24 protein-coding genes are annotated in these 25,173 nt (G+C 40.2%); 15 read left to right on the forward strand and 9 right to left on the reverse strand.

The window, feature by feature from the left end; genetic code table 11:
- Positions 1 to 20: 20 nt before the first annotated feature.
- From BST97_RS05225 to BST97_RS05260, 8 genes are all read right to left on the reverse strand, one after another.
- Positions 21 to 857 (reverse strand): DUF2911 domain-containing protein, encoded by an 837-nt coding sequence (locus BST97_RS05225; RefSeq protein ID WP_085766241.1) that lies wholly within the window; start codon positions 855 to 857, stop codon positions 21 to 23.
- Positions 858 to 920: 63 nt separating this feature from the next.
- Positions 921 to 1,310 (reverse strand): sulfite exporter TauE/SafE family protein, encoded by a 390-nt coding sequence (locus BST97_RS05230; protein WP_085768167.1) that lies wholly within the window; start codon positions 1,308 to 1,310, stop codon positions 921 to 923.
- A gap of 17 nt (positions 1,311 to 1,327) precedes the next feature.
- Complete coding sequence (cls, locus tag BST97_RS05235) at positions 1,328 to 2,806, reverse strand: cardiolipin synthase (RefSeq protein WP_085766242.1); 1,479 nt, start codon at positions 2,804 to 2,806, stop codon at positions 1,328 to 1,330.
- A 1-nt stretch (position 2,807) separates the two neighbouring features.
- Positions 2,808 to 3,755 carry a lytic transglycosylase domain-containing protein gene (locus BST97_RS05240; RefSeq protein ID WP_245833689.1) on the reverse strand — a complete coding sequence of 316 codons (948 nt, stop codon included), beginning with the start codon at positions 3,753 to 3,755 and terminating at the stop codon, positions 2,808 to 2,810.
- Between the two features lie 177 nt (positions 3,756 to 3,932).
- Positions 3,933 to 4,268: a DUF2853 family protein gene (locus BST97_RS05245; protein ID WP_085766244.1), complete on the reverse strand. Its 336-nt coding sequence runs from the start codon at positions 4,266 to 4,268 to the stop codon at positions 3,933 to 3,935.
- Between the two features lie 60 nt (positions 4,269 to 4,328).
- Entirely contained in the window at positions 4,329 to 5,999 is a 1,671-nt protein-coding gene (gene menD, locus BST97_RS05250) for a 2-succinyl-5-enolpyruvyl-6-hydroxy-3-cyclohexene-1-carboxylic-acid synthase (RefSeq protein WP_085766245.1), read from the reverse strand.
- 420 nt (positions 6,000 to 6,419) lie between these two features.
- A complete protein-coding gene (locus BST97_RS05255) occupies positions 6,420 to 7,466 on the reverse strand; it encodes an isochorismate synthase (protein ID WP_085766246.1) in 1,047 nt (348 codons plus the stop codon).
- Between the two features lie 57 nt (positions 7,467 to 7,523).
- On the reverse strand, positions 7,524 to 7,955 hold the full coding sequence (locus BST97_RS05260) for a PaaI family thioesterase (protein WP_085768168.1): 432 nt from the start codon (positions 7,953 to 7,955) through the stop codon (positions 7,524 to 7,526).
- A 35-nt stretch (positions 7,956 to 7,990) separates the two neighbouring features.
- Between BST97_RS05260 and BST97_RS05265 the strand changes: the two genes are divergently transcribed.
- The 11 genes from BST97_RS05265 (at position 7,991) to BST97_RS05320 (ending at position 17,590) form a co-directional block, all read left to right on the forward strand.
- Entirely contained in the window at positions 7,991 to 8,641 is a 651-nt protein-coding gene (locus BST97_RS05265) for an alpha/beta hydrolase (protein ID WP_085766247.1), read from the forward strand.
- Positions 8,638 to 9,225: an RdgB/HAM1 family non-canonical purine NTP pyrophosphatase gene (gene rdgB, locus BST97_RS05270; protein ID WP_085766248.1), complete on the forward strand. Its 588-nt coding sequence runs from the start codon at positions 8,638 to 8,640 to the stop codon at positions 9,223 to 9,225. Before BST97_RS05265 ends, rdgB begins: the two co-directional genes overlap by 4 nt.
- Positions 9,226 to 9,270: 45 nt before the next feature.
- Positions 9,271 to 10,053, forward strand: a complete 783-nt coding sequence (locus tag BST97_RS05275; RefSeq protein WP_085766249.1) for a carboxypeptidase-like regulatory domain-containing protein — start codon at positions 9,271 to 9,273, stop codon at positions 10,051 to 10,053.
- A 4-nt stretch (positions 10,054 to 10,057) separates the two neighbouring features.
- Entirely contained in the window at positions 10,058 to 11,077 is a 1,020-nt protein-coding gene (locus tag BST97_RS05280; protein WP_085766250.1) for a M28 family metallopeptidase, read from the forward strand.
- Between the two features lie 122 nt (positions 11,078 to 11,199).
- Positions 11,200 to 11,754, forward strand: a complete 555-nt coding sequence (locus BST97_RS15935; RefSeq protein ID WP_085766251.1) for a hypothetical protein — start codon at positions 11,200 to 11,202, stop codon at positions 11,752 to 11,754.
- Positions 11,755 to 12,113: 359 nt separating this feature from the next.
- Entirely contained in the window at positions 12,114 to 12,629 is a 516-nt protein-coding gene (locus tag BST97_RS05295; protein WP_085766253.1) for a hypothetical protein, read from the forward strand.
- A 241-nt stretch (positions 12,630 to 12,870) separates the two neighbouring features.
- Entirely contained in the window at positions 12,871 to 13,392 is a 522-nt protein-coding gene (locus tag BST97_RS05300) for an SRPBCC family protein (protein ID WP_317043462.1), read from the forward strand.
- Positions 13,393 to 14,088 (forward strand): SDR family NAD(P)-dependent oxidoreductase, encoded by a 696-nt coding sequence (locus tag BST97_RS05305; RefSeq protein WP_085766254.1) that lies wholly within the window; start codon positions 13,393 to 13,395, stop codon positions 14,086 to 14,088.
- Entirely contained in the window at positions 14,088 to 15,413 is a 1,326-nt protein-coding gene (locus BST97_RS05310; protein WP_085766255.1) for a cryptochrome/photolyase family protein, read from the forward strand. The genes BST97_RS05305 and BST97_RS05310 overlap by 1 nt, the downstream gene beginning before the upstream one ends.
- Positions 15,406 to 16,104, forward strand: coding sequence for a hypothetical protein (locus BST97_RS05315; protein ID WP_085766256.1), 699 nt, complete (start codon positions 15,406 to 15,408; stop codon positions 16,102 to 16,104). Before BST97_RS05310 ends, BST97_RS05315 begins: the two co-directional genes overlap by 8 nt.
- Positions 16,094 to 17,590, forward strand: a complete 1,497-nt coding sequence (locus BST97_RS05320) for a cryptochrome/deoxyribodipyrimidine photo-lyase family protein (RefSeq protein WP_317043463.1) — start codon at positions 16,094 to 16,096, stop codon at positions 17,588 to 17,590. Before BST97_RS05315 ends, BST97_RS05320 begins: the two co-directional genes overlap by 11 nt.
- A 744-nt stretch (positions 17,591 to 18,334) precedes the next feature.
- Here the strand turns inward: BST97_RS05320 and BST97_RS05325 are convergent.
- A complete protein-coding gene (locus BST97_RS05325) occupies positions 18,335 to 20,773 on the reverse strand; it encodes a S9 family peptidase (RefSeq protein WP_085766258.1) in 2,439 nt (812 codons plus the stop codon).
- Between the two features lie 110 nt (positions 20,774 to 20,883).
- Here BST97_RS05325 and mnmE point away from each other — a divergent pair, with 110 nt between their 5' ends.
- The 4 genes from mnmE to BST97_RS05345 all read left to right on the forward strand — a co-directional run bounded on the left by mnmE (position 20,884) and on the right by BST97_RS05345 (position 25,010).
- On the forward strand, positions 20,884 to 22,305 hold the full coding sequence (mnmE, locus tag BST97_RS05330) for a tRNA uridine-5-carboxymethylaminomethyl(34) synthesis GTPase MnmE (RefSeq protein ID WP_085766259.1): 1,422 nt from the start codon (positions 20,884 to 20,886) through the stop codon (positions 22,303 to 22,305).
- Between the two features lie 218 nt (positions 22,306 to 22,523).
- The gene (locus BST97_RS05335) at positions 22,524 to 22,895 is read left to right on the forward strand and encodes a helix-turn-helix domain-containing protein (protein WP_085766260.1); all 372 of its coding nucleotides are present in this window, start codon (positions 22,524 to 22,526) and stop codon (positions 22,893 to 22,895) included.
- Positions 22,876 to 23,997, forward strand: a complete 1,122-nt coding sequence (locus BST97_RS05340) for a site-specific integrase (RefSeq protein ID WP_245833666.1) — start codon at positions 22,876 to 22,878, stop codon at positions 23,995 to 23,997. The genes BST97_RS05335 and BST97_RS05340 overlap by 20 nt, the downstream gene beginning before the upstream one ends.
- A complete protein-coding gene (locus BST97_RS05345; protein WP_085766262.1) occupies positions 23,997 to 25,010 on the forward strand; it encodes a DUF6617 family protein in 1,014 nt (337 codons plus the stop codon). The genes BST97_RS05340 and BST97_RS05345 overlap by 1 nt, the downstream gene beginning before the upstream one ends.
- Positions 25,011 to 25,173: the final 163 nt, after the last annotated feature.

Consider the following 25,173-nt stretch of genomic DNA (forward strand, 5'->3'; position numbering starts at 1 on the left):
ATGTATTGAAAGGGATTCTATTAAGCTCCCCAGCGCGCTAGGTTGTCCTGATTGATCTTTACATAATCTTGGTTTCCACGTTCTTTTGCCAGAGCAAGTGCTTTTTTAGCCGATGTAATCGCAGCCTGCTTATTACCCATTTTTTCCTCGATCAAAGATTTACGTGTAAAAATCCAGAACGCCTTAGGGTTCATCTCAGTAGCTTTTGTGATCCACTCATGTGCTTGATTAAGATCTTGGTCTGCTTCTAGGTAGAATGCCGCTGCTTGATAATAATCATTTGCGCTAGGACCAGACATGGCTCTTTTAATATTTGCCATGGTTTTAGCTTGGGTGGGAACGGTAAAAGGAACTCTTACCAGAGTTTCATCCCACATCATTTGTAAGTGTGCACCACCCATGCTCAATTCATTAATCGCAATCGTCCATGATTCTTGAGGCATGTTGAGTTTTTCGGTTTTTGCCATGACGCTAGCAGCTACTTTAGAGGCATCCCACTCAGCAGGATTCCCCCAGTTATTAGTATCTGTATAAAGCATAACCTCCCACTGATCTTTGCCCGGTTTAGTATAAATGGCATATGTTCCAGCTTCAACATTTTTACCACCAAACTTCACCTCATCAGAAAATGTTATCAAGGTATTTTCGTTAGCTCCCGTACGCCATAGTTTGCCGTAAGGCACTAAACCACCAAAAATATCACGACCCTTCATAGCAGGCCTGCTGTATTCTACGGTAACGTCAGTCAAACCCACCGTTTGCATAACCTTTGCTTTAGGACTGGGTTGAGGTGCTTCAATTTGAGCTGTTGCAAAAACAGCAACGCTTAGAAATAATAAGAACAATTTGTTTTTCATGAGTATCTAATATTTGGGACCACTAAAATAAAGATACCTGCAGTCAAATTTGTTAGGGTTTTCCTAACTAACTCCTTTTGCTTTTGAGAAGAAAATCATTTTTACCGCAACAATGATAAGAATAAAACCAAAAATCTTTTTCATAAGCTGCTGATTGATGTTCACCGCAAGCTTAGAGCCGAAGTAACCGCCCACCACAAAAGAAAGTGCTATTATCAAAGCATAACGCCAGTCCAGCGTGTGACCACTATTATGATAGGTATAAGCAGCAACAAAGGTCACGGGAACGGCCAGCACGGCAAGACTTATCCCCTGAGCCTGATGCTGGGAATAGCCTAAAAAATATACGGCCAGAGGTACCATAATCACACCACCTCCCACGCCCACACTACCGCTCAAAACACCTGCTAATAATCCTATCGCTAGAAGTAATAAAATTGTCGTTAAATCCATGGAAGTTTTTTTCATCATTAAAGCATAGGAGCCCACAATCTACAAAAGGATTCTTTAAACTTATAGAAATGGGAGCGTTCTTCCCATTCTTGAGGGTCTAATTGTACACAATCTTCTTTATCCTTTTCAAATTTTTCATTCAAATTTTGAGCAACCGCTTCATCATAGATCAATGCATTGATTTCAAAATTGATATCAAAGCTGCGATAATCCATATTAGAGGTTCCTATTGTTGCAAACTGTCCATCCACGACCATCGTTTTTGCGTGCAACATTCCTCTACAATACCAGAAAACTTTAATACCGCAGTTCATAATTTCTTCAAAATACGATCTGGAAGCATATCGAGCGGCCCAGCTGTCGCCTATCCTCGGGACCATAATCTCGACATCAATACCTGATCGAGCGGCACTTTCCAGAGCAGTTAGAATCGCTTGATTAGGTATAAAATACGGTGTTGTGATACGTATGCTCTCTTCTGCAGTATTTATAGCAAGAAAAATCGCTTCCATGATATTTGCCCAATCTGAATCGGGACCGCTGGCAGCAATTTGAACGGGTTTATTTTCCCATTCATCCACATCTGGAAAATAATCTTTATTGATCATATCGTCTTCTTCCTGCTCCGTATGGTCGTGAACAAAAAACCAATTGAGCATCCACTGCGCTTGAATACTTTTGACGGCATGACCTTCAATGCGTAAATGCGTATCGCGCCAGTATCCATGCTTGTTTTCACCCAGATCATTTCGATAATCATCGCTAACATTGATTCCGCCAAGGTAACCTATGTGCCCATCAATGATAACGATTTTACGGTGATCACGATAGTTAGCCTTACGCGTAAAATTTGAAAAAATAACGGGCATGAATGCCTCAACATCAATTCCCGCATTCCTCATTTTTTTGATAGCATTGCCTGATAGGTCACTTCCTACACTGTCATAAATAAGTTTAACCAGTACATCCCGCTCTCGAGCAGCTAGGAGCCTATCGATGAATTCATTGCCAGTCGTGTCATCATTGAAAATAAAATATTCAATATGAATATGGTGTTTGGCTTGATCTATATCATGAAGAATAGTCTTGAAAGTATTCTCTCCATTATACAAGACCTTCAGATCATTCTTAAGAGTAAGTGGTGAATCCTCGTTATGCCTTAGAAGTTTTACCAGTTTCAGCCTGTCTTTAAGAAAGTCTTCTTCAAATTTTGCTAGCTCTTCATCAGTAAGAAAAAGTTTATCGTTCCACTTTGAAATAATCTTGTGTGAATCGAGGTTTTTACGTTTGAAAATCTTTGACTTTCTATACTCCAGGCCAAAGAAGTAATAGATCAAAAGTCCCACAAAGGGAAAGGCGATGAGAAATAGCAGCGACGATAGGGTCTTGCGCGGATTCTGATTATTACGCAGCAAAAAGAACGCTGCACTTAGGGCAACAATATAATTGACGATAAGCGCCGTAATAAACCAGTGTGTCCAGACCCAGTTGATCATTTTATCTATAATATCCCTCTAGCGGGATATCAATCTCATAGCGTTTACGTGATTTATTGTTCAAATGAGCCTCCCTTAACCACGGGTTGTGTATTTTGAGGATTTTGTAGTTGATGTTTCTCGCTTTCGCGAAAGCGGCCAAATCATCGATCTCATAATCCACGACCTCAGCTTTTGTAGGTATCAATTGATACATGTGCTCCTCATCCACATTAAACCCGAAGCTCTCTGGGTTACCTAAAATCTCCTTTAAAGCAAGAATACGGAACATGTAACGACCCGTTTCCTGACCGAGCAATAGATCATAATAATCACTTACCTGCTGGCGCTCCAGCTGGCGATCAATTCCAGCATTTCCAGCGTTATAAGCCGCTGCAGCTAGAGTCCAGGAGCCAAATTTCTCTTTACTCTCCTTCAAATACTTACAAGCTGCTCTAGTAGCCATTTCTAGGTGATAGCGCTCATCTACATTATCATTTACCTCAAGGCCTAGCTCCTTACCAGTACTTTTCATGATCTGCCAGAATCCTCTCGCTCCAGCTGGAGAAAACACGTTTTGCAAGCCACTCTCGATTACCGCGAGGTATTTGAAGTCATCTGGAACACCTTCTTCTTTGAGAATCGGTTCAATGATCGGGAAGTATTTTTTACTGCGTTTGATAAGCAAAATCCCATTAGACTGCCAGTAAGTATTTACAAGAAACTCACGATCTGCCCGCTCTAAAATATCTGGATCTTCCAGAGGAACTTTTTCACCTGCAAAGTCGAGGTCTTGCGGGATTTTGTAACTATATACATTGTAATCTTTAACCCTACTCTTTTCGGGATCTGTTTGGGTAGTTTCAGCTTTTGAAATAGTAGCGCTGTTACTCATTTGTAAAGCACCAGCACTCACGATTGCCACTACGGCAATGCCCATTCCTATCAGTATTTTTTTCATGCGCTTTATTTTGTATAAAAATAGTGAAGCTGTATGAAGTAGGTACTTGTTTAACGTTTAGTTGTTAACGTTTACCAAACATAATATGTTGATACAGCAAACACAGATTAAGTTAGATCTGGAAAATGTCGGAACAAAAAAAGGCTCCCGATCGGGAGCCCTTTGAATATCTAATTGAAGTTTACTCTAGTTATAAACATCTTCTTTGCCGTGGTGCTTGCAAAGCATGTAATAAATGATCGCACGGTACTTTGCACGCTCGCTCTTACCATACTTTTCTATCACCGCCTCAACTGAAGAAAGAAGATCATCTCCTTCTAGACCTAATTTTTTCTTGAGGTAGTTTTGCACAACACGCTCCATTTCAGACTTTTCAGCGCTTACGGTTTCTGCATCCCTATTATATATCGATGGACCCAGTCCTTTAGTCACTTTTCTCAATAGGTCTACGTCTAGATCGTCCCCTATTTTGGTTTTGTAGGCATCGATATACTTACCTACTTTCTCTTCAAATTTACTCATAGTGCGATTATTTTAATGATTAGATCGCCCAAGTTAATACATTAATAGCCGTTCTTAAAACTATTTTAAAAATTTAAAATAATCCAGTAGAATTCTATCGTTTAAAGCTCCCGGAGTGAATATTTCTAAGATTTGAGGAGCTGTGTTATCTAGTAGGAATTCTTGTAACGCTTTCGCGAAAGCGGACTCCTCACCTACCTCTCGATAGCCAAATCCAAACATCTTGCTCAAATGCACCGCCGTGAGCTGGTGTTGCGTCTCAAAATAGGTATCAAAAACCTCAGTATCCTGATGCCCAGGCAAAATCCTAAATATTCCACCACCTGAATTATTGATCAAAATGATTTTAAAGTCGTTAGGCAAGTAATTATTCCACAATGCATTAGAATCGTAGAAGAAGCTGACATCACCCGTAACAAAAATCACCTGACGATCTGCGACCATGGCACTACCTGCTGCCGTACTGGTAGATCCGTCTATACCGCTCGTCCCTCTATTGCAGTAAATATCGTGGGACGCATTCATCTTGAACAATTGTGCGTAGCGTATGGTGCTGCTGTTACCTAGTTGTAAAACAATGTTATCTGGTAGGGATTTGAACAGTTGCGAGAACACCTTAAAATCAGACCATGGAATTTGTTCTAGATAGTCCATTTTCTTTTGCATGCAACTCTTAAAATGCTGTAGCCATAAACTCTGATAATTGCTCTCGATCTTAGGTTCCGGAAGCTGATCAATCCAAACCGAGGGGTGCACTTTATAGGAATTTTTTAGACAGAAGAAAGTATCGGTTGCTCGCCATGGACCCAGGTGAAAATGTTTCAGACCATCTATAGCTCTAAGTTGCTGCTTGATTTTTTTTGAGACGATCATGCCGCCTATGCTCAAAACGAGTTCAGGACGCCACTTCTCAAGCATTTTCTCATTCTGCTCAATGGGTGCAATAAGTGAGTCTATTCCCCATACCACTTGCTCGTGTACTAGGTTACCACTCACTTCCGTCATCACAAGCACGCTGGAATCCTTGATAAGTGTGTCTATTTGCTCCTCGGTAATATCATCAGGATCTGCGGTAGAAATCAATACCAGTTTCCGGTTTGCTATTGACCAGGCTTCATTTAATTCTGAGAAATCTTGGTTAGATTGGTCAGGTTTATAATCAGGAATAGAAATTCTCACTTGAGCCTGATTAACAAGATTGTAAAGAGGTTCCTCAAATGGGATATTAATATGAACAGGCCCTTGCTCTTCCCTACAAATTTTGATGGATTCTGAGATGATCCGTTGATTTTTTTCTAATTCCTGCTCACCTGATAAACTATCGATCATTTCTAGCGTTGCTTCATGTAATATATGATCTTGATAGACATTTTTCTGCCTAATGGTTTGCCCATCTCCTATATCGACCTTGTGTGGCGGACGATCTGCACTTAGAACTATAAGCGGAATCTCGCTGTAGTAAGCCTCAGCAACTGCTGGGTAATAATTCAGCAGAGCACTACCGCTCGTACAAAGCACAGCAACAGGTTCTCTAAGACGTTGCGCCATACCCAAGGCTACATGCGCAGCGCAGCGTTCATCTACTATGCTGTAACACTTGAAAAATGGATTATGGTTTAAGCCAAGCGTGAGCGGTGCATTTCTAGAACCGGGAGAGATAACAATATGTCTGACAGAAAACTTTTCTAGACCTAAAACTACTTGTTGTGCGTGAAGTATACTGCTGTGCATATTGACAAAAATAGTGAGCAATGCTATTATGGCCGGTGAATTAACAGCAACTTATCAAGACCGACAAAGGGACACTAAACATCGGTTAAACACACTATTATAATTAGATTTCAGGTATTAAGCGATAAATTCATAAAAAAATGGTGTAATCGTTTTGAATTGAATATTTCTTACGATATTTAGGCAACCAATTAATAAAAGCACATGATTCTAATAAAATACCTCGTTTACTACTCGTTTATAGTTCTGTATGAAACAGGTATCTTTATAACTAGAACATTATCAAAAATTTACGCTTTTTTCACCAGACTCAATACTATTAAACCTGCCACATCCAATCAAAAACCCGTTCTGCGCACAACATTACTAAGAACTGCTTTTAGAAGTATTCTATAGGTAGCGACGCTTCATATTGTTAGATTATAATACGCGCATCATCGCTTTCATTTTGTTTTCCGTTTCTAGAAATTCAAGCTCTGGATCGCTTTGTAAGGTTATACCTCCACCTGCATAAATGGTCGCTATATTCTCCTTAAGCCGCATACATCTTAAATTGACATAATAATCGCTCTCTTTAGGAGATATAATTCCAAAGTAGCCCGTGTAAAATGCTCTATCATAATTCTCATGTTCCAGGATAAGATCTAGAGCAACATCTTTAGGCAGCCCACATACCGCTGGCGTGGGATGCAAATCGCTCAAAATTGAGCTAATTTGATCTTGTTTTGCAGCTGCAGAAATCTCAGTTTTTAAGTGGATCAAATCTCCAGATCTGATCGTTTTGGGGCCATCGGTTTGAACGTTTTCAGTCCCGTGATATTTTAAAATTGAGACGATGGAATCAGTTACGATTTGTTGTTCATGGCGTTCTTTTTCTCCCCAAACGTGATCCTTTTTTGCATTAAAAAGAGCCGTGCCAGCCAAAGACACAGTATTTAATATATTTCCCGAATAAGACAACAACACCTCAGGAGTAGATCCGCACCAAGTACCTACTTTGGGATGGTGAAAAAAGTAGGTATGATTGTCAGGATATGCTTTAAAAAGTCGGTCGGCAATTTGCGGGTATGATAATGTTGTTTGAATATCTCGCTTTCGCGAAAGCACCACCTTTTCCAACTTACCAGAGGCGATAGCCGCAACACCTTTTTTCACAAGATTCATGTGATTCAAACGGTCGGCCAGTGTTGTCTCACCGAAGAAATCTGATTTGAATTCATCAATAGAAGCGTGAAAATCAATAGTAAACTCATCATAAACTTCACCATAAATAAAATACTGGTTATCATTATTTTTAAATTTTGAAAAACAGCAACAAGTCAAAGTGTCATGTTGTCTTTTATGAAGTTTTAGGTTCTTCTGTTGAAGTATTTGAACAGTTGTGGACCCTCCTTTTCTAAAAACAAAAAAAGGCAGGTCAGCATCAAGCAATTTTTGGATTCGTTCTTGGATATTTTTGAAATGCATAACGAGATCTAAGTGGGGAATCTACGGTTAATTTTGCGGAGATAAAAGCCTCTATTCCTACTTTGATTTAACTGAATTTTTCTCTAGACAAATGGTCGTGAGCTTACAAATAGAAACTAGTCGATCTTTCCCGTCTTTAATTTTGATCTCCCATAGCTGAGTAGTTCTCCCTTTGTGTAAAAATCGGGCGGTGGCGTACACAAAACCATCCTTTACGGAACGCGTGTGATTGGCACTAATCTCTAATCCACGAACTATGAATTTCTCTGTATCGAGAAAGATATAGCTCGCGGCGCTGCCTACAGATTCCGCGAGCGCGACACTTGCTCCGCCGTGTAAAACACCATCGGGTTGATGGACTTTGGGAGTGACGGGCATCCTGGCGGTGAGGTAGTCCTCCCCTACATCGACATACTCAATATCGAGGGTTTCCATAAGTGTATTCTTACTTATCTGATTGCAGGTGTCGAGAATAGTTTTAGAGTCCATATCTTTACTTCTTTTAATTGTAAAGGTCGGCAAGAATGGTTAGAACCGTCAGTTATTCTCATACAAATTCGTACGAAACAGTCAATGAATTGACAGAAAATACTAAGAACATCTGGCTGTGTTTTCACGGGTTGGGTTACCTCGCGACTTATTTTAAGAAGTATTTCCAGAGTTTGAGTACAGACGAGAATTATGTTATCGTTCCTCAAGCGCCTTCAAAATTTTATCAAGGTAAGGATTTTAAACATGTGGGAGCCAGCTGGCTCACACGCGTAGATACTCAGCAAGAAATGAAAAACAATCTCAACTATATAAATGCCGTGCTTGAAGCTGAGAAGATCCAAGGCGATCAACGTCTTATTCTTTTCGGTTACTCTCAGGGCGTTTCCATTGCTACCCGATTCCTGAAAAACTATAATGACCCTATCAAGGCACTAGTTTTACATAGCGGTGGTGTTCCTAAAGAACTGACTGCGCAAGATGGAGATCATTTTAAATCGCTATGCTACAACTTCTACCACATCATGGGAACTAAAGACGAATATGCGACTCCAGAACGCCGTAGAGAAGAACTGCCTCGATTAAAAATGCTTTTTGGTACGGATTGTGAAATGCTAGAACCAGAAATCAAACACATTGTACACGTGCCCACTCTAGAAAAAATTGCTATGCAACTAAGCTCATGAAAATAGTATTTGCCACCCACAACCGTAATAAGCTGGAAGAAATTCAGCAACTGGTTCCAGATAATATCAAACTTGTCAGTCTGGATGATTTAGGCCTAGACGAGGAAATACCAGAAACGGCCGATACCATCGCCGGAAACGCCATCCAAAAAGTGGAGTTTTTGAAATTGCGAACAGACCTACCCATTTTTGCTGATGATACCGGTTTGCTGGTAAACGCGCTGGATGGTGAGCCAGGAGTTCACACCGCTCGATATGCTGGTGAGAACAAAGATAGCAATGACAACATGAGGTTGTTATTGAACAATCTAGAGCCTTTTAACGATCGCAGTGCGAGATTTGTTACCGCCATAGCTCTAGAAATAGACGGTTGTCAAAACCTCTTTGAGGGGGTTTGTGAGGGCACGATTGTCAACAAACAACAGGGAACCATGGGATTTGGTTACGATCCTATTTTTCAGCCTGAGGGTTATGACATCACTTTTGCAGAAATGAGTATGCAGGAGAAAAGTAAAATAAGTCACCGCGCCAAGGCGTTTAAAAAACTCGTTGCTTATTTGAGCGAGGAAGTTAATAAGTCTTAACAGAATTATTATTACCCGTCCACGCGACGTATTTTAGCAGCATCAATGAAATACTACTTTATTCTTTTATTGACTTGTCTCTTATCAAGTCAGCTTGCATTCTCTCAAGAGCCTGAAAATAACGGTACTGAAAAGTCCATGGTTAGAGGTCAAGTCCTCAATGCTAAAGACAATCAAGAGCTTGATAACGTGAATATCGTAAACCTGAACCAAGTAAAAGGAACGATCACCACACCCGACGGCAGGTTTGAAATACCCGCAAAAGTGAATGACACACTTTTCTTCTCTTATTTAGGTTTTGAAACAATTAACGTACGCGTGACTGAAGACTGGCTTAAATATGGTGACGTTACGATCTCCATGACCGAGAAAGGAATCGCCCTTGAAGAAGTGGTTGTCAAAGAATCTACTTTAACCGGATATCTTGAAATAGACGCTAAGCGCGCCCCTATCTACAACACGCGTCGCTACAGCATCAATGGACTGAATACAGCCTATGAAGCAGGAGACCAAGAACCAGGAGCGGTTACTAAGGTCTTCAACTCTATTTTTAATCCAGCCGATTTCCTTTATGGCGTATTCAGTAGAAAAGGAAGTGAAATGCGCAAACTGCGTCAGATTAAAAAGGAAGATGAAATCCGAAACTTGCTTCAAAGTAAATTTGATCGAGAAACACTCGTGAGTTTATTGGGAATGGAAAAGGCAAGCATCGATCGTATTTTAACCAACTGCCAGTATTCTAAAAAGTTTATTGAAGAAGCAAACGATCTTCAAATCCTCGATGCCATGAGTGAATGTTACGAGGAGTACAAAGTTCTAAAAAAGTAAATCAATGAAATATCTAGTTCTAGCCAGTTTGGTTTTGAGCCTCGCCACATCTTGTGGTTCCAAAAAAGAAAATGCCAAAAAAAACATCGCAGACGCACCGGTCTCCAGTTATGCAGAATCCATAACGGTAGATGAGTTGAAGGAACAACTTTATTACTACGCTAGTGATGAAATGGAAGGTCGCTATACTGGTGAACCTGGTCAAAAAAGAGCGGTTGAGTATCTAAAGTCCCAATATGAGAAAATGGGAGTTTCTGGTGGTATGACCGATGGAAGCTATTTCCAGACCATTCCGGAATCCTACTTCAAGCGAATTGAAAACGATTCTGAAAATGTGCTTGCCTTCATTAAAGGAACTGAAATGCCTGAAGAAGTTTTGGTACTTTCTGCGCACCTGGATCACGTGGGTATGGAAGACGGACAAGTCTTCAATGGAGCAGATGATGATGGTAGCGGAACTATCGCTCTACTCGAAATCGCAGAAGCTTTCAAAAAAGCGAAAGACGAAGGTTACGGCCCAAAACGAAGCATACTATTCCTTCACGTAACTGCTGAGGAAATAGGACTGCACGGTAGCCGTTATTATTCTGAAAATCCGGTATATCCATTAGAAAATACGATCGCCAACCTCAACATCGATATGATAGGCCGCATTGATCCAAGACTTAAAGATGATCCAAACTACGTGTATTTGATTGGTAGTGATATGCTTTCCCAAGATTTACACGACATGTCTGAAATGGCTCATAAAAAATATAACAGTCCTTTAAAGTTGGATTACAAATACAACGGTAAAGAAGATCCCAACCGTTTTTACTACCGTAGTGATCACTACAACTTTGCCAAAAACGATGTACCTGTAATCTTTTACTTTAATGGAACCCATGAAGATTACCACAGACCTTCAGATACTCCAGATAAAATTGAATACGAACTCTATCAAGACCGCATTCAACTGATCTTTTACACGGCATGGGAATTGGCAAACGCTGAGAAAAGGCCGGCACTGACGGTCACGGATTAAAAACTTAAAAGTTTAGAACTGAGGCAGTCTTTTAGCTGCCTTTTTTGTTTTGGAACTGAGCGAATCTTTTCTTCTATAAAAAGAAATATTCGCTATAAACTTATGATGTTATATTTACTTCATTGTTCACGAATCATAACTCGACGATAACAGATGGAGAAGAATTTCAACCAAATAACCTAAATATTGATTCTAAAATAAGTTTATTACTGGTAGCTATTTATGCTTTACTCAGTTCTTGCTCTGAAGAAAATAATTTGAAGTCTATATCACAAGATTTTGAAGATAATAGAGATTGTTTTGAATCAGTTCTGGAATTTATAGAATCAAAATACATTCCTGTTTATTTAGAAAACAATTATTCTAGACTAGTAATTCATCCTTCAAAAGCTAAAATAAAGGCACGAGGGAACATACGTTACGATAAAATTCTTGATAGCTTATTTAAGAATTATAAACTTCAGACCATAAAGATTAGTAATTCATATTGTAATAGCAACGAAGATTTACAGATTAACTTTACGTTCTCTTCTAATTTTGTTTGGAAACACGACTATTTTGTAATTTATCGATCCTGTGATAAATACACTGAGGCTAGTGGGGAGAACAATAGCTATTCTTATCTAAATATTGACGAAAACTGGACAATTGAAGAAGATAGAAATTCCTTATTTTAATATGCTTTAAGTTACTCACGCTGCCAGCGAGATACACCCAGCATCCACTCAAGATCAAAAATCACAAAACAACAATCTCTGTTGCTCGAACAGAGATTTTTTGAATTCTTGAATTCCCAAAAAATGAAAGTGAATCATAAATAGAAAATGTGGTCTAAATTTTTGATGTTATATTCACTCATTAATCACAGAGTACAACTCCGTGCCAGCCGAAAAGATATTGTTAAGAAAACCAATGGTAACATAGATCTTGAAAAAATATTTTTTTTAGAAGGTAATATAGTCATATTTGTGGCACCTCGAAAAGCCGGTGAATTACTAGTTGTAAAACACTTTTCATAAGGTTTCAGCAAAAAGAAATGATAATATCAGACAGTTCAAATTATAATTACAGCATATCCACTTATGAAGATGGAATTTATATACCTATTGAAATAATATTAGAGGGTTTTCTTGCATATGAAACTATTACAATAGAATATAAAAGTCACAATGGAAGTTTTGTTGAACTATCTTTTTGTAAAGAAACAGGGATTCTTTACAACATTTCGTTTATAAACATACACGATTCCGTGTCTCAAAACAGTACTTTTTTAAACAATCTGACTTCATATGGAAAGGAAAAGAGCTTATTGAGATTAACTTGCGTAGATGTTAAAAACATGCAAAATCTTCAATTACTTGATAAGGGATTATCTCTATATCAAGTTTCATCAAATACGTTGGTTATTTGTTTTGATTATCTCGGAACGCCATCATACTATTCTGTAAATAAATTTGAAAACGGATTGGATTATTTGATAGAGGCGGAGGGTAATGTGATCGGACTCATACTAAAGTTTAAAGATATCATAATCTGGAATGACTTTAAGTAAAATCAGTCCCTACGCTACCAACGACCTGCCCTCGGTGTTCACACAAGAGTATAATCCTAATTCAAATCAAAGCTTCTGTAATATTACCCAACGCTGGCGCCGAGTTGCACTCGGTGTCCACACCTGAGTAAACTGAGAATCTGATTTAGGAAACCTTACTAACCATCACTAACTTCTTTTAACAACACCTTTTAAACTTCGTTTTGTTTAGGTTATATCTTTATACCTTAAACAAATTAAGGTGTATCTACAATCCATAAAAACAGTTCAGAAGTTGCCCATCCCGCTCACAGAGGCTTGGGACTTCCTCACCAGTCCAGACAATCTCAAGTTGCTAACGCCTGAGGAGCTGGACATGAACATCCACTATGGCAGCGAGCGCAAGATCTATCCCGGCCAGCTCATTGAGTACACCCTCAAGCCCCTACCCTTTTTCAAAACCAACTGGGTCACGCATATCACGCAGGTGAAGGAATTGGAATTTTTTGTGGATGAGCAAATGTACGGGCCCTACGCCACCTGGCACCACAAGCATTTTATCAGAGAGATTCCCGGCGGCACGCTCATGGAAGACGTAGTGCATTACCGGTTGCCTCTAGGCTTCATCGGCAAGTTGGGGTTGCCGCTGGTTCGTAAAAAGCTGGAAGAGATATTCCGCTTTCGCGAAAGCGCACTCATCTCACACTTTGGTGCATTTCAAGAGCCCACAGATCATCAAACCACACCAGAAGAATCTACAATGAAACACGAAATACTTAATTAAATGTCTAAAAACATATTACTCATAGGCGGAAGCCACGGAATAGGAAATGCGATTGTAGAACAAATCCATGAGGGAAACAACGTATTTGTAGCCTCACGTGAAAATGAAAATCTGCCTGACGGTGTCACGCACATCAAGTTTGACGCCCTCAACGATGAACTGGACGCTAGTCAGCTACCAGAATCGCTGGACGGATTTGTCTACTGCCCAGGAAGCATCAATCTGAAACCTTTTAAGATGTTGAAGCAAAAGCATTTTGAAGATGACCTGCAAATCAACTTTCTATCCTTGATCAAGGTCACGAGAGATGTGCTGCCATTGCTGACTAAATCAGGTAACGGAAGTGTAGTCTTCTTTTCCACCGTTGCTGTGGGCAGGGGAATGCATTTCCATACCAGTGTCGCCGCTGCAAAAGGTGCTATCGAGGGCTTTGCCAAAGCACTTGCCGCAGAATATGCTCCTACCGTGCGTATCAACGTGATCGCGCCGTCGCTTGTGGATACACCACTAGCAGGTCGCTTGTTGAGCAGCGAGGACAAAAAAGAAAAAATGGCAGACCTGCACCCGCTCAAGCGTGTGGGAACTCCTGAAGACATTGCCGCACTTTCCGTATTTTTATTGGAAGACAAATCCAGCTGGATCACTGGACAAGTTCTAGGGGTCGATGGTGGTAAGTCTACTTTGAATATGGGATAATGGCAGATAAAGTAAATGTATTTTGGTTCAGGCGTGATTTGCGTTTAGATGATAATGTGGGCTTTCTAGAAGCCTTGAAATCAGACCATCCCATCTTACCTATTTTTATTTTTGACAAAGAGATTCTGGATAAACTCCCAGAAGACGACGCTCGTGTCACCTTTATTTTTGGGGAACTGCAGCGCATGCGGGTTCATCTTCAAGATGAAGTAGACAGCTCGCTCGCGATGTACTACGGTAAACCAGAAGAAATTTGGAAGGAACTTGTTTCAAATCACGATATTGCTGCGGTTTACACCAATCGGGATTATGAGCCGTATGCCAAAGAGCGAGACGAGAAAATCAAAAATCTGATAGAAGACAACGATATTGAATTTCACACTTTTAAAGACCAAGTCATCTATGAGAAGGATGAGGTCGTTAAGAACGATGGCGCTCCTTATGTAGTCTATACGCCCTATAAAAATAAGTGGCTGGAACACTTTCGTGAAGAACACGGGTCTGGGGAGGATCTTAAAATCTATTATACCAGTAGCAATTTGGATAATTGTATTAAAAACAGCCGATTGCCCAATCTCTCTTTAAGCGACATGGGGTTCAAGAAAAGCAGCATTGAGATTCCAGAATATACAGTCACACCTACTCTGATTGAGAATTACGATAAAACTCGTAATTATCCCGCCAAGGAAAATGGAACCTCACGACTAGGTGTTTATTTGAGATTTGGTGTGGTGAGCGTCAGAAAGATGGTCAAAAAAGCAGATCAAGCCAAAGACAAAACTTTCCTAAGCGAACTCATCTGGAGAGAATTTTTTATGCAGATTCTCTACCATTATCCGGAAACAAAGGACAACGCTTTCAAATCAAAATACGATCGCATCGACTGGCGCAACAATGAGGACGAGTTTGAAAAATGGAAAAAAGGCGAGACTGGCTACAAACTAGTTGATGCTGGTATGCGTGAACTCAATCAAACCGGTTATATGCACAACAGGGTACGGATGCTGGTGGCAAGCTTTCTATGTAAGCATTTGCTAATTGACTGGCGCTGGGGTGAAGCTTATTTTGCGGAGAAATTGTTGGATTATGAAATGTCCAGCAACGTAGGAAACTGGCAATGGGCCGCAGGTAGTGGTGTAGATGCTGCCCCTTATTTCAGAATCTTCAATCCTGTTACTCAAAAGGATAAATTTGACAAGCAAAGAGACTATATTAGTACCTACGTTCCCGAACATGATACTGATGATTATCCAGAAATGATGGTCGATCACAAAGAGGCGCGGGAACGGTGTTTAAAAACCTATAAATCTGCACTCAATGATTAAGTTTTACCTAAAACTTGTATTTTCTATCGCTATAATTGGCTGTTTAGCTTCTGGCTGCAAAGACAGTGATGCCGATTCTGATCAGAAGATCACATCACCTAAAAATCAATCTTCAGAACTAACTACCGACGTTTCAGATTCCAAAGAGACGACAGAATTGCGTGTAATCAGCAGTTCAAATGACGAAGGTAATGATAACAATTCCACTTACAATCCTAATAAAGTCCCAGCAGATTTAAGGGCATTCAGCTTGTCCGAGGCTATGGTTCACAATGATATGAAAGGTATCCAATTAAGGATGACCTTAGAAGAGCTAGAGGCCTACAATGTCAAAGCTAATCAGGTCGTTGAGAAAATTAACACGACTGATGTCAATGGCAATCTGCGCACGCGTCGAGTCACCATAGGAGGTGTACCAGTTATCGAGCTTTCTCTATCAGGAAACATCGTTAATGCGATTACTTTTTTGAGTCCTAATGCCACTCCCAAAAATATGATAGGAGTTGATCACATGTACAATGCTCTAAAAAGTAAGTATCCTAACCCTGCAGTAAGCGGCAATCAAGTGAAGGTTTCTAATGATGGAAAGAGTTTAATTTTCACCATGGAAGCCGATAGTCCAGACGGAGTAACTATGCCTGATAGCGCTCAGATCGTTGAATTTACGGTAATGAATCAAATTGAATCGTGAGGAAATTAATATTGTCTGGTTCAAGCGTGATCTTAGAATTCTAGATCATGAACCGCTTATTTTAGCGGCACAGTCAGAATTGCCTCTGCTCTGCATTTACATTTTAGAACCCATGATAATTAATGACGCTCATTACAGTGAGCGTCATTATAATTTTATAAAGGAATCTATCCAAGAGTTGCAATCTCAATTAAAGTTGAAAGGTGGCCATTTACTAACTATACATGGAGAGGCGGTCAAGACTTTTAAGTCGCTCAGCAAGTTGTTTAAAATCAAGACTATTTTCTCTTACCAAGAAACCGGGCTCTGGAACACTTTTCAGCGTGACTTGACATTAAAAAAATGGTTCAAACAGAATCATATTCAATGGAATGAGTCAGTGTCAAACGGCGTTATTAGAGGACTGAGCAATCGCAAAACCTGGAAGGACAACTGGATCGATTTTATGAATGCGCCACTTCAAAATCCTGATTTGAATGAGGCAAATTTTATATCTACTGATACCTTCAAAAAACTAGAATCCCGATTTGAATTGGTTGATCTCAAAACTCCTAACGATCATTCATTTCAAAAAGGCGGGACCCAAACCGCTCTCAAATACCTGGATAGTTTTTTCAAGCACCGCATTCTGGAATACAACAACCAGTACTCTAAGCCCTTGACCAGCCGAAAGCACAGCAGCAGGCTATCGCCTTATCTGGCTTGGGGTAATCTAAGCGTGCGCATGGTCATCAAAATGGCGGGACAGCAAAGAATAAGTGCTGGCAAGAAAAGAATTTACGATTCATTTCTATCGCGCATGCGCTGGCAGGCGCACTTTATTCAGAAGTTTGAAATGGAACCAGAGATGCAGTTCCGCAGTGTGCACAGCGCTTATCGTGACCTCAACAAAATATCTGATTCAGAACTTCAGAAAGCTTGGCGTGAAGGGAAAACAGGCTACCCTCTGGTGGACGCTGCAATGCGATGCCTTAACGCTACGGGTTTTGTCAACTTCAGGCTTCGGGCGTTATTGGTGAGTTTTTTCACGCATCATTTATGGCAGCCGTGGCAAGATTGCAGCGAGCATCTCGCACAGCAATTTTTAGATTTTGAGCCCGGCATCCATTACCCACAGTTGCAAATGCAGGCTGGGGAGACAGGTATCAATACGGTGAGAGTTTATAGCCCGGTGAAAAACAGCTGGGATCATGATCCAGAAGCCAAGTTTCTCAAAAAATGGGTGCCAGAATTAGCTCATCTACCTGTTCCTTATATCCACGAGCCTTGGAAAATGCCGCCTTTAGAGCAGCAATTTCACAATTTTGATTTAAAGCGCGATTACTATGAGAGGATTGTAGATGTTTCGCTTTCGCGAAAGCGTGCTCAAGACACACTCTACGGCATTCAAAAATCCTTTAAAGCACAGGAAGAATCTCGCCGTATCGTGGCCAAGCATACTAATCCCAAACGAAAAGTTTGGGTAGGCAGTGAGGGGTTGAAATAAAAATCCCGAGGGTTGACCTCGACAGGCACCGGGTTACCGAAGCCTTAGAAATGAAAGTTATTACCCTAAAATCGACAATCTCTTAACTAATAACATTTACTTTTCAGCTGCTTCGAGGCATTTGCAATACAATGGAACATAAGTGCAACTGTTATCACAAAACCTAACCACCACGATACAGGTAACTCTCCACTAGAATATAAAAATCCGAACCAAGTAACAATGAGTATGCATAAATTATATACGCAAACACCTATTAAAGCTAGGTTTGTCATACCTAATATCCAGTAAGTGGCAAAGTGATCTTTGAGATCTATAAAAATCTTGACTGCAAGTAAAATTGTGATACACATCACATATTTGCCTTCTAAATTGAATTCATTTGCTCCGAAATATATCCATTGTAAAACAACGATCGCAGCAATGCAAATGATATACTTATATATTCTATTTAGCTTTAAATTTTTAATTAGATATCACTTTAAAATTTTTTAATTTAATTCTTAATTATTTGAGTACTTGCAATTAGTTTAATCTTTACAAAGTAAAATAAAATGTCAGTTCGTGCGCAGTCGAGAACGATTTAATATCTCAAATTCAAAACTGTCTCGACTGCGCTCGAGGTGACAATTATTTTACACGTCTAGCTCCACTAAAAAAACCTGCCAAGTATTAAACTTAGCAGGTTGAATTTTAACTTCGACTTCAATTATGATAAAAATTGATAGCTTTCATCATCAGGTATTATGGTTTTGATTGTTCCTTTTTATTCTTAACATATTTCTCAAGCCACTGATGTTGTTCCCACAAGACGTGCATCAAGCTTTCTTTAGCAGCGTATCCGTGAGATTCTTTGGGCAGCATCACGAGTCGGGCGGTAGCACCTAAACCTTTCAATGCGTTGAAATAACGCTCACTCTGTAGCGGGTAGGTTCCTGAATTATTGTCTGCTTCACCATGGATGAGGAGTAAAGGTTCATCCATTTTCTCAGCATTCATAAAGGGTGACATCGTGTTGTAGATATTGGGATCGTCCCAATAACTACGCTCTTCACTCTGAAAACCAAATGGTGTCAATGTCCTGTTATAAGCACCAGAACGAGCGATTCCCGCCGCAAAATCATCACTATGAGAAAGTAAATTTGCTGTCATAAAGGCACCGTAACTGTGACCTCCCACTCCTACTCTATTGCGATCGATGTAACCTAGATCATCTACGGCATCGATAGCTGCGCGACCATTTGCCACGAGTTGGGGTATGAATGTGTCGTTAGGCTCCTCTTCTCCTTCTCCCACAATCGGGAAAGCGGCATCATCAAGAACTGCGTAACCTTGAGTCAACCAATACACAAAACTCCCATAATAGGGATAGATGAATTCGTTTGGATTTTGAGTATTCTGACCTGCGCTGTTTTTGTCCTTATATTCTCGAGGATACGCCCAAACCAATAAAGGCAGCTTCTCGCCACCGTCCTTATCATAATCGGCTGGTAGGTATAAAGTTCCCGAAAGATCCAGTCCATCATTACGTTTGTAGTTCAAGACTTCTTTATGAACACCACTCAACGCCTTAAACGGATTCTCAAAATCGGTGATTTGCTGGGGTGCTTTTTTACTGTCCAGATCCCTTATGTAATAATTGGGATAATCAGTAGGGGATTCAATCTGGACCAGCATGGTTTTATCATCAAAATCGATCATGTCGACCAGACTTTCCTTCTTACCTTCCATTTTTGACGTATAGATTCTTTTGGTTTTTTCCGTTTTGAGGTTTTGCTCAGCCACGAAAGGGAACTGTCCATCTGGAGTGTAGCCATCTCCCACGAGAAATGCTGTGTTCCCATCAAGAGCTAGAACTGATCTACCGTAGTCATTTTGTTTGGTCGCAAAACTGCCGGGATCTGCGTAGGCGTCTTGGTAATTCAGATCATAAAGCACTTTGGGCTTTGCAGGTAATTTGCTAGGATTGAAATGATAGACCTTACGATTTCTCGTATTCCACCAGTAATCGTAAGCAATTGCATTATTCTTGTCTCCCCAAGTGATACCGCTGTAACGGTTGATAGTCCTTAAAATCTCTTGTGGTTTTCCATTATATGGAGATTTCAATTGATACACCACATCTCTGTATTCTACCTCATTTTCAGGATCGCCTTCGTCCAGCGCTTCTGCATAAACCAGCGTCTTGGGCTGATCGGCACGCCAGGAGAAACGTCTTTTTCCTTTACGGGTCGCCATGAATCCTTTGGGCATTTCTTCCATTAGAGGAACCTCATTGACTTGTTTCACCAAGTTTGCATTGGTATCATAAATCTTCACCGTGTAGGGAAAACGACCGTAAGTCACTATGTAAGAAAAGGGACGCTGCATTTCTCTCACCATAATTTCAGAACCATCTGGAGAGAAACTCAGGCTGCGGTACATACCCGCTGGCAAAAAATCGTAAGCGGTACCGTTCATGTTAACTTTAATAATCTCGCTACGCGCCAGCTGCTCAAAATTCTGCTCGTCATTAGTGTTTTTGAGCAGATCTTGATAGGTGCGGTTTTGTGCCTTGCTTCCATCACTTACTGATATGGTAGGTCCGGTAGGCGTTATATCACCTGTTTCAATTAGTGGCTTGCGATCCGCGGGAAGCATTTTGACCAGTATCGCGCTGTTGTCTTTCATCCAGCTTATAGGATTCCCCATGTTTGCATTGACTGCGGCCGGAGTCATTTTTTTAGCACTCGCTTTATCAACGTTCAGCATCCAGACTTCGGTACCGTCAGAAACCGTATTTGTAAATGCCACCATTTTGTAGTCTGGTGACCAGTTGAGATTGGAAATTTTTGCCTTTGCTGGCAATCCTGAAATCTTGCGTGGCTCGCCACCAGCGACATCAGCTACTTCCATTCGTGTGATGAAAGTCGTTCTACTCCCTATGTTTGTTTTGGGGTTGATACGCAAACCTCCCAACCGCAATTCTTTTTCAGACAGCTGGTCGATGCTTTTATAGGTATCCCGGTAGGCTAGGATCATTTTATCAGCATCTTTGTCCATAAGCACGCTGGGAGGACGCTCAAAGTCAAAGAGTTCCATGATTTCTTTGGGTGGTTTTTGATACTCAAGATTTATTTGAGAGTACGCTTTCGCGAAAGCGAGAACTCCCAGAACTGCAGTTAGAATCCGGTTTTTATTCATGATTAGAAATTTTCCTAAAAATTAAGGCTAGAAATCGATTGCGGGAAAAATCGAGTCGTTAAAATAATCTTAACCCAAAATCGGGCAGCTCCCCTGTATCTTTGTAATCTATGAAAATGGATACCATTACTGCACTTGCGACTCCACCAGGAGCTGGAGCCATAGCTGTCATACGCATCTCGGGACCAGAGGCTCATCAAATTGCTGATGCGCTTTTTATCCCGATCGGGAAAAAGTCGGCTGGGAACTATGTGAGTTCTATGAAAGGGCATACGGTTCAGCTAGGGCATATTGTTAACTCTGGACGCACAATAGACGAGGTATTGCTGACTAAGTTTGCCGCGCCTCGTTCCTACACTGGTGAACATGTGGTGGAAATCTCGTGCCACGGTTCTATTTATATACAGCAGGAAATCATAGCTGCCTGTCTAGCTCACGGAGCTCGCACGGCACAAGCTGGTGAGTTCACCTTGCAAGCTTTTCTCAATGGAAAAATGGATCTCTCTCAAGCCGAGGCTGTATCTGACCTGATCGCGAGTGAAAGTGAAACCGCTCACCAAATCGCGTTACAACAAATGCGCGGTGGGTTTTCTAGCGAACTTCAAGGGCTGCGGGCGCAACTGCTCAATTTTGCCAGTCTCATCGAGCTGGAACTTGATTTTAGCGAGGAAGACGTGGCCTTTGCAAATCGGGATGATTTAAAAAAATTACTGGCCGAGTGCCAAGCGACCTTAAAAAAACTGATCGACAGTTTCGCTCTAGGAAATGTGCTCAAATCTGGGATACCCGTCGCCATTGTAGGTGAACCTAATGTAGGAAAATCGACTTTGCTGAATGCCTTGCTTAACGAGGAAAAAGCCATCGTAAGCGACATTGCGGGTACTACTAGAGATGCTATTGAAGATGAAATCAATATCGAGGGCGTGCGCTTCCGTTTAATTGACACCGCAGGAATACGGGAAACAAAAGATACCATAGAAGGCATGGGAATCCAGCGTTCCTATGCAAAAGCAGAGCAATCTAAACTGGTGCTCTATCTACTCGACGCCACCCAACTCAACACGCAGCCTCGCATCGTTCATTGTCTGATGCGCATACAAATCATGCGTGAGAAGTTCCCAGATAAGCCGCTGGTAGTCATTTTGAACAAGATCGACCAGATCACGGGACTGGAACATGCCGAGCTTACCAAAAAAATCCACGACAAATCACCGTCCACGATTTTGATATCGTTAAGCGCAAAAGCCGGTAATGGCGTAGAAGAACTAAAAAAGGCCTTAGTAGAAAGTTTCAAAAGCGGTGCGCTCTCCAGCGATCAGAGTATTGTGAGCAACGCCCGTCACTATGATGCGTTACAAAGTGCCTATTCCAGCCTTATGGAAGTCCAGCAAGGCATCGCAGAAGATGTATCCAGCGAGTTCCTAGCCATAGATATACGCGCCACGGCAGAATCGCTCGGTTTGATCACCGGCGAGATTACAAATGATGAACTGCTTGGGAATATCTTTAGTCAGTTTTGTATCGGGAAGTAATCAACTTTCTTTTTATACTCAACTAACTGTTTTTCTTTACTTTAAATATATTTATCTATTCTTTTTTGTTGCCTATTTGCCCTTTTTCAGCTATATTTGTTGTCTAATCGTTGCCTACTTTGTGTATTTGTTGCCCAAAAATGATGATTAGGAAACAAAGCGAAATGATGCACCATAACGCCCCACGTTGCACCACTTCTGCATAAATAGCACCATATATGAGTACCAATTTACACATCCCAAAAACCTGTGAATACTGCGGAAACCTTTTTACTGCTCGTACCACAGTTACGCGATACTGTTCGCACAAATGCAACAGCAGGCACTACAAACAGATCAAGAGAGAAGAAAAAGTAAAGCAAGCTTTACGAGAAACCCACAATCAAGCAACCACTACCCCACAAGTAGTTGAAACCTCAACTATTAATGTTGCCAACAAAGATTTTTTAAGTGTTACCGAAGCATCAAAATTAATAGGTGTAAGTAGATGGACCATACAACGTATGATTAAGCGCGGACAGCTAAAGGCGGTTCCCTTTGGACGCAAACATATAGTCGCACGATACCAGATTGAAAACCTCTTTAATTAATAGCCTTATGAAAGTCACACTACGCGAGCGCAAGAAAAACGGAAAAATAGCTTTGTACCTTGATTACTACCATAAGGGCAAAAGAAAAACAGAGTACCTAAAATTGTATTTATCCCTTAATCCTAAAAGTAAAGCAGAAAAAGATCTCAATAAGAAGACTCAAGAACTGGCAACGACTATTTGTGCACAGCGACAAATCGAGATACAAAACGGACACTACGGATTTCAGGATATTGAGAAATTAAAGGGAAGTTTCATAGCTTATGTTACCGCACTTGCAGAAAAGAAAAATACCAGTAAAGGTAATCACGGCAATTGGTACAGTATGTTGAAACATCTAAAGGCATTTCAAACAACTGACATAAGTTTCGACCAGGTTGATAAACAATTTGTAGAACGGTTTAAAGAATACCTCGATAAGACTGCTATTGGTAGAGCGAACAAGCCATTATCACAAAATTCTAAATATTCATATTACGGTAAATTCACAGCAGCTCTAAAGCAAGCTGTGAAAGATGGTATATTAAGAGTAAATCCAGCAACAGGTGTTGACCATTTCAAACAAGGCGAACCACAACGTGAATTTCTAACATTATCTGAATTACAGCAAGCTGTAAATACAGAATGTGAATTACCAGAACTAAAGAAAGCATTTATATTTTCTGCCCTTACCGGTTTAAGGTGGTCAGATATTGAGAAAATGCTATGGTCAGAATTGCAGCACTCTAAAGAAAACGGCTACTACATTAGATTTAGGCAAAAGAAAACTAAAGGAGCTGAAACCCTACCTATTTCAGAACAAGCTGTTCAATTATTAGGCGACCGAAAAGACCCAACAGATAAAGTTTTTCAGGGTTTACATTATAGCGCCTGGACAAATCTAAAATTACAGCAATGGATGATGAAGGCTGGAATTTCTAAAACAATCACTTTTCACTGTGCAAGACATACTTACGCTACGCTTCAGCTTACTTTGGGAACTGATATATATACAGTATCAAAATTATTAGGTCATAAAGAATTGCGTACCACACAGATTTATGCAAAAGTAATAGATGACAAAAAACGTGAAGCTTCTAACCGTATTCAACTTGATTTATAATGAGCAAAGATTTATTTTCTGATATACTTTATGTTGATACTTATTTAAAAGACCAACGTAGCGAAGTAAAATTTAAAGAGCTACTTCCAAAACTTGATAAAGAGTACAAGGAAACAACGCCTACCCAAGAAATCCGCTTTCCTAAAAAAGCATTTTCGGCAAAGCTCAAATATTATGAGAAACTCATTGATAAAACGACGGCAACGCATTTTAATGAAATGATTTCTGAACTTGATAGGACTTCAACAAATGAGCACTTACAATTTCTTTATCAGAAATGGCATAATAGATTTGTGAGTTATCTAATAAACATACAGCAGTATATCCAGAATAATGAAATGCAAGAAAAAGCTTTTGTTGTACCAGGTGCATCTGCTGATGCAGATCACACACACGCTATATTTTATTTGAAGGCAAATGCTATCTTATTGTTTCTTGAGTTACAAGAACGGTTTAATGAACACAGTAATGAAGATATTTTAACCCAAGAACAAATTCACGAACTTTACTTTAAAGAGCTACCACCACAAGACCTATATGTGGTCGATTTCAGCGGAAAGCCTATTAGTAATCCAAAACCGTCAAAAAATGTAGGCGGTAAATTCAATGCGATTAAAGCAGACCTTGACTTTAGAATACCTAATGATAAAATCTTGACTTATGCAGAGCTGGTCAAACAATCAAAAGCTGATGCGTTAGCACGTCTCGAAGAAAGACTGGTGGAAGAAAATCTTATTGATAATAAATATTCATTCATTGACAAACGTGGCAACAAACAGGTAATAGCTGCATTTTTGCTCTCATTATTTGAAAAAGGTTACTTCAACGAGCGAATTTTTCCCGATAACAAGCCGTCAAAAAAGATTGAAAGAAAGCATATCACAAAATTCTTCGCTCACAGATATGGCCCAGGTAGTAATGCTGATAAAGAGTACCGAAACTTTGAAGGTACTATGCGACCAAAATATGACAATCTACTTATCAAACATCCTTGGCTTGACCAAATAAGCTAAAAAATCATTATTTCTTAAAGTGGTATTATAACTATATAGTACCAATAGTTAATACCAATTCTATTTCAAAACGCTAATATACAGCGTGTTGTTAATACCATTTTTGCCTTTTTCTACAGTACCAAGCACATCTTCCCATATTGCACTTGCAGTTGACAATCAG

This window comes from Nonlabens spongiae (genome assembly GCF_002117125.1).
Classification (GTDB): Bacteria; Bacteroidota; Bacteroidia; order Flavobacteriales; family Flavobacteriaceae; genus Nonlabens; species Nonlabens spongiae.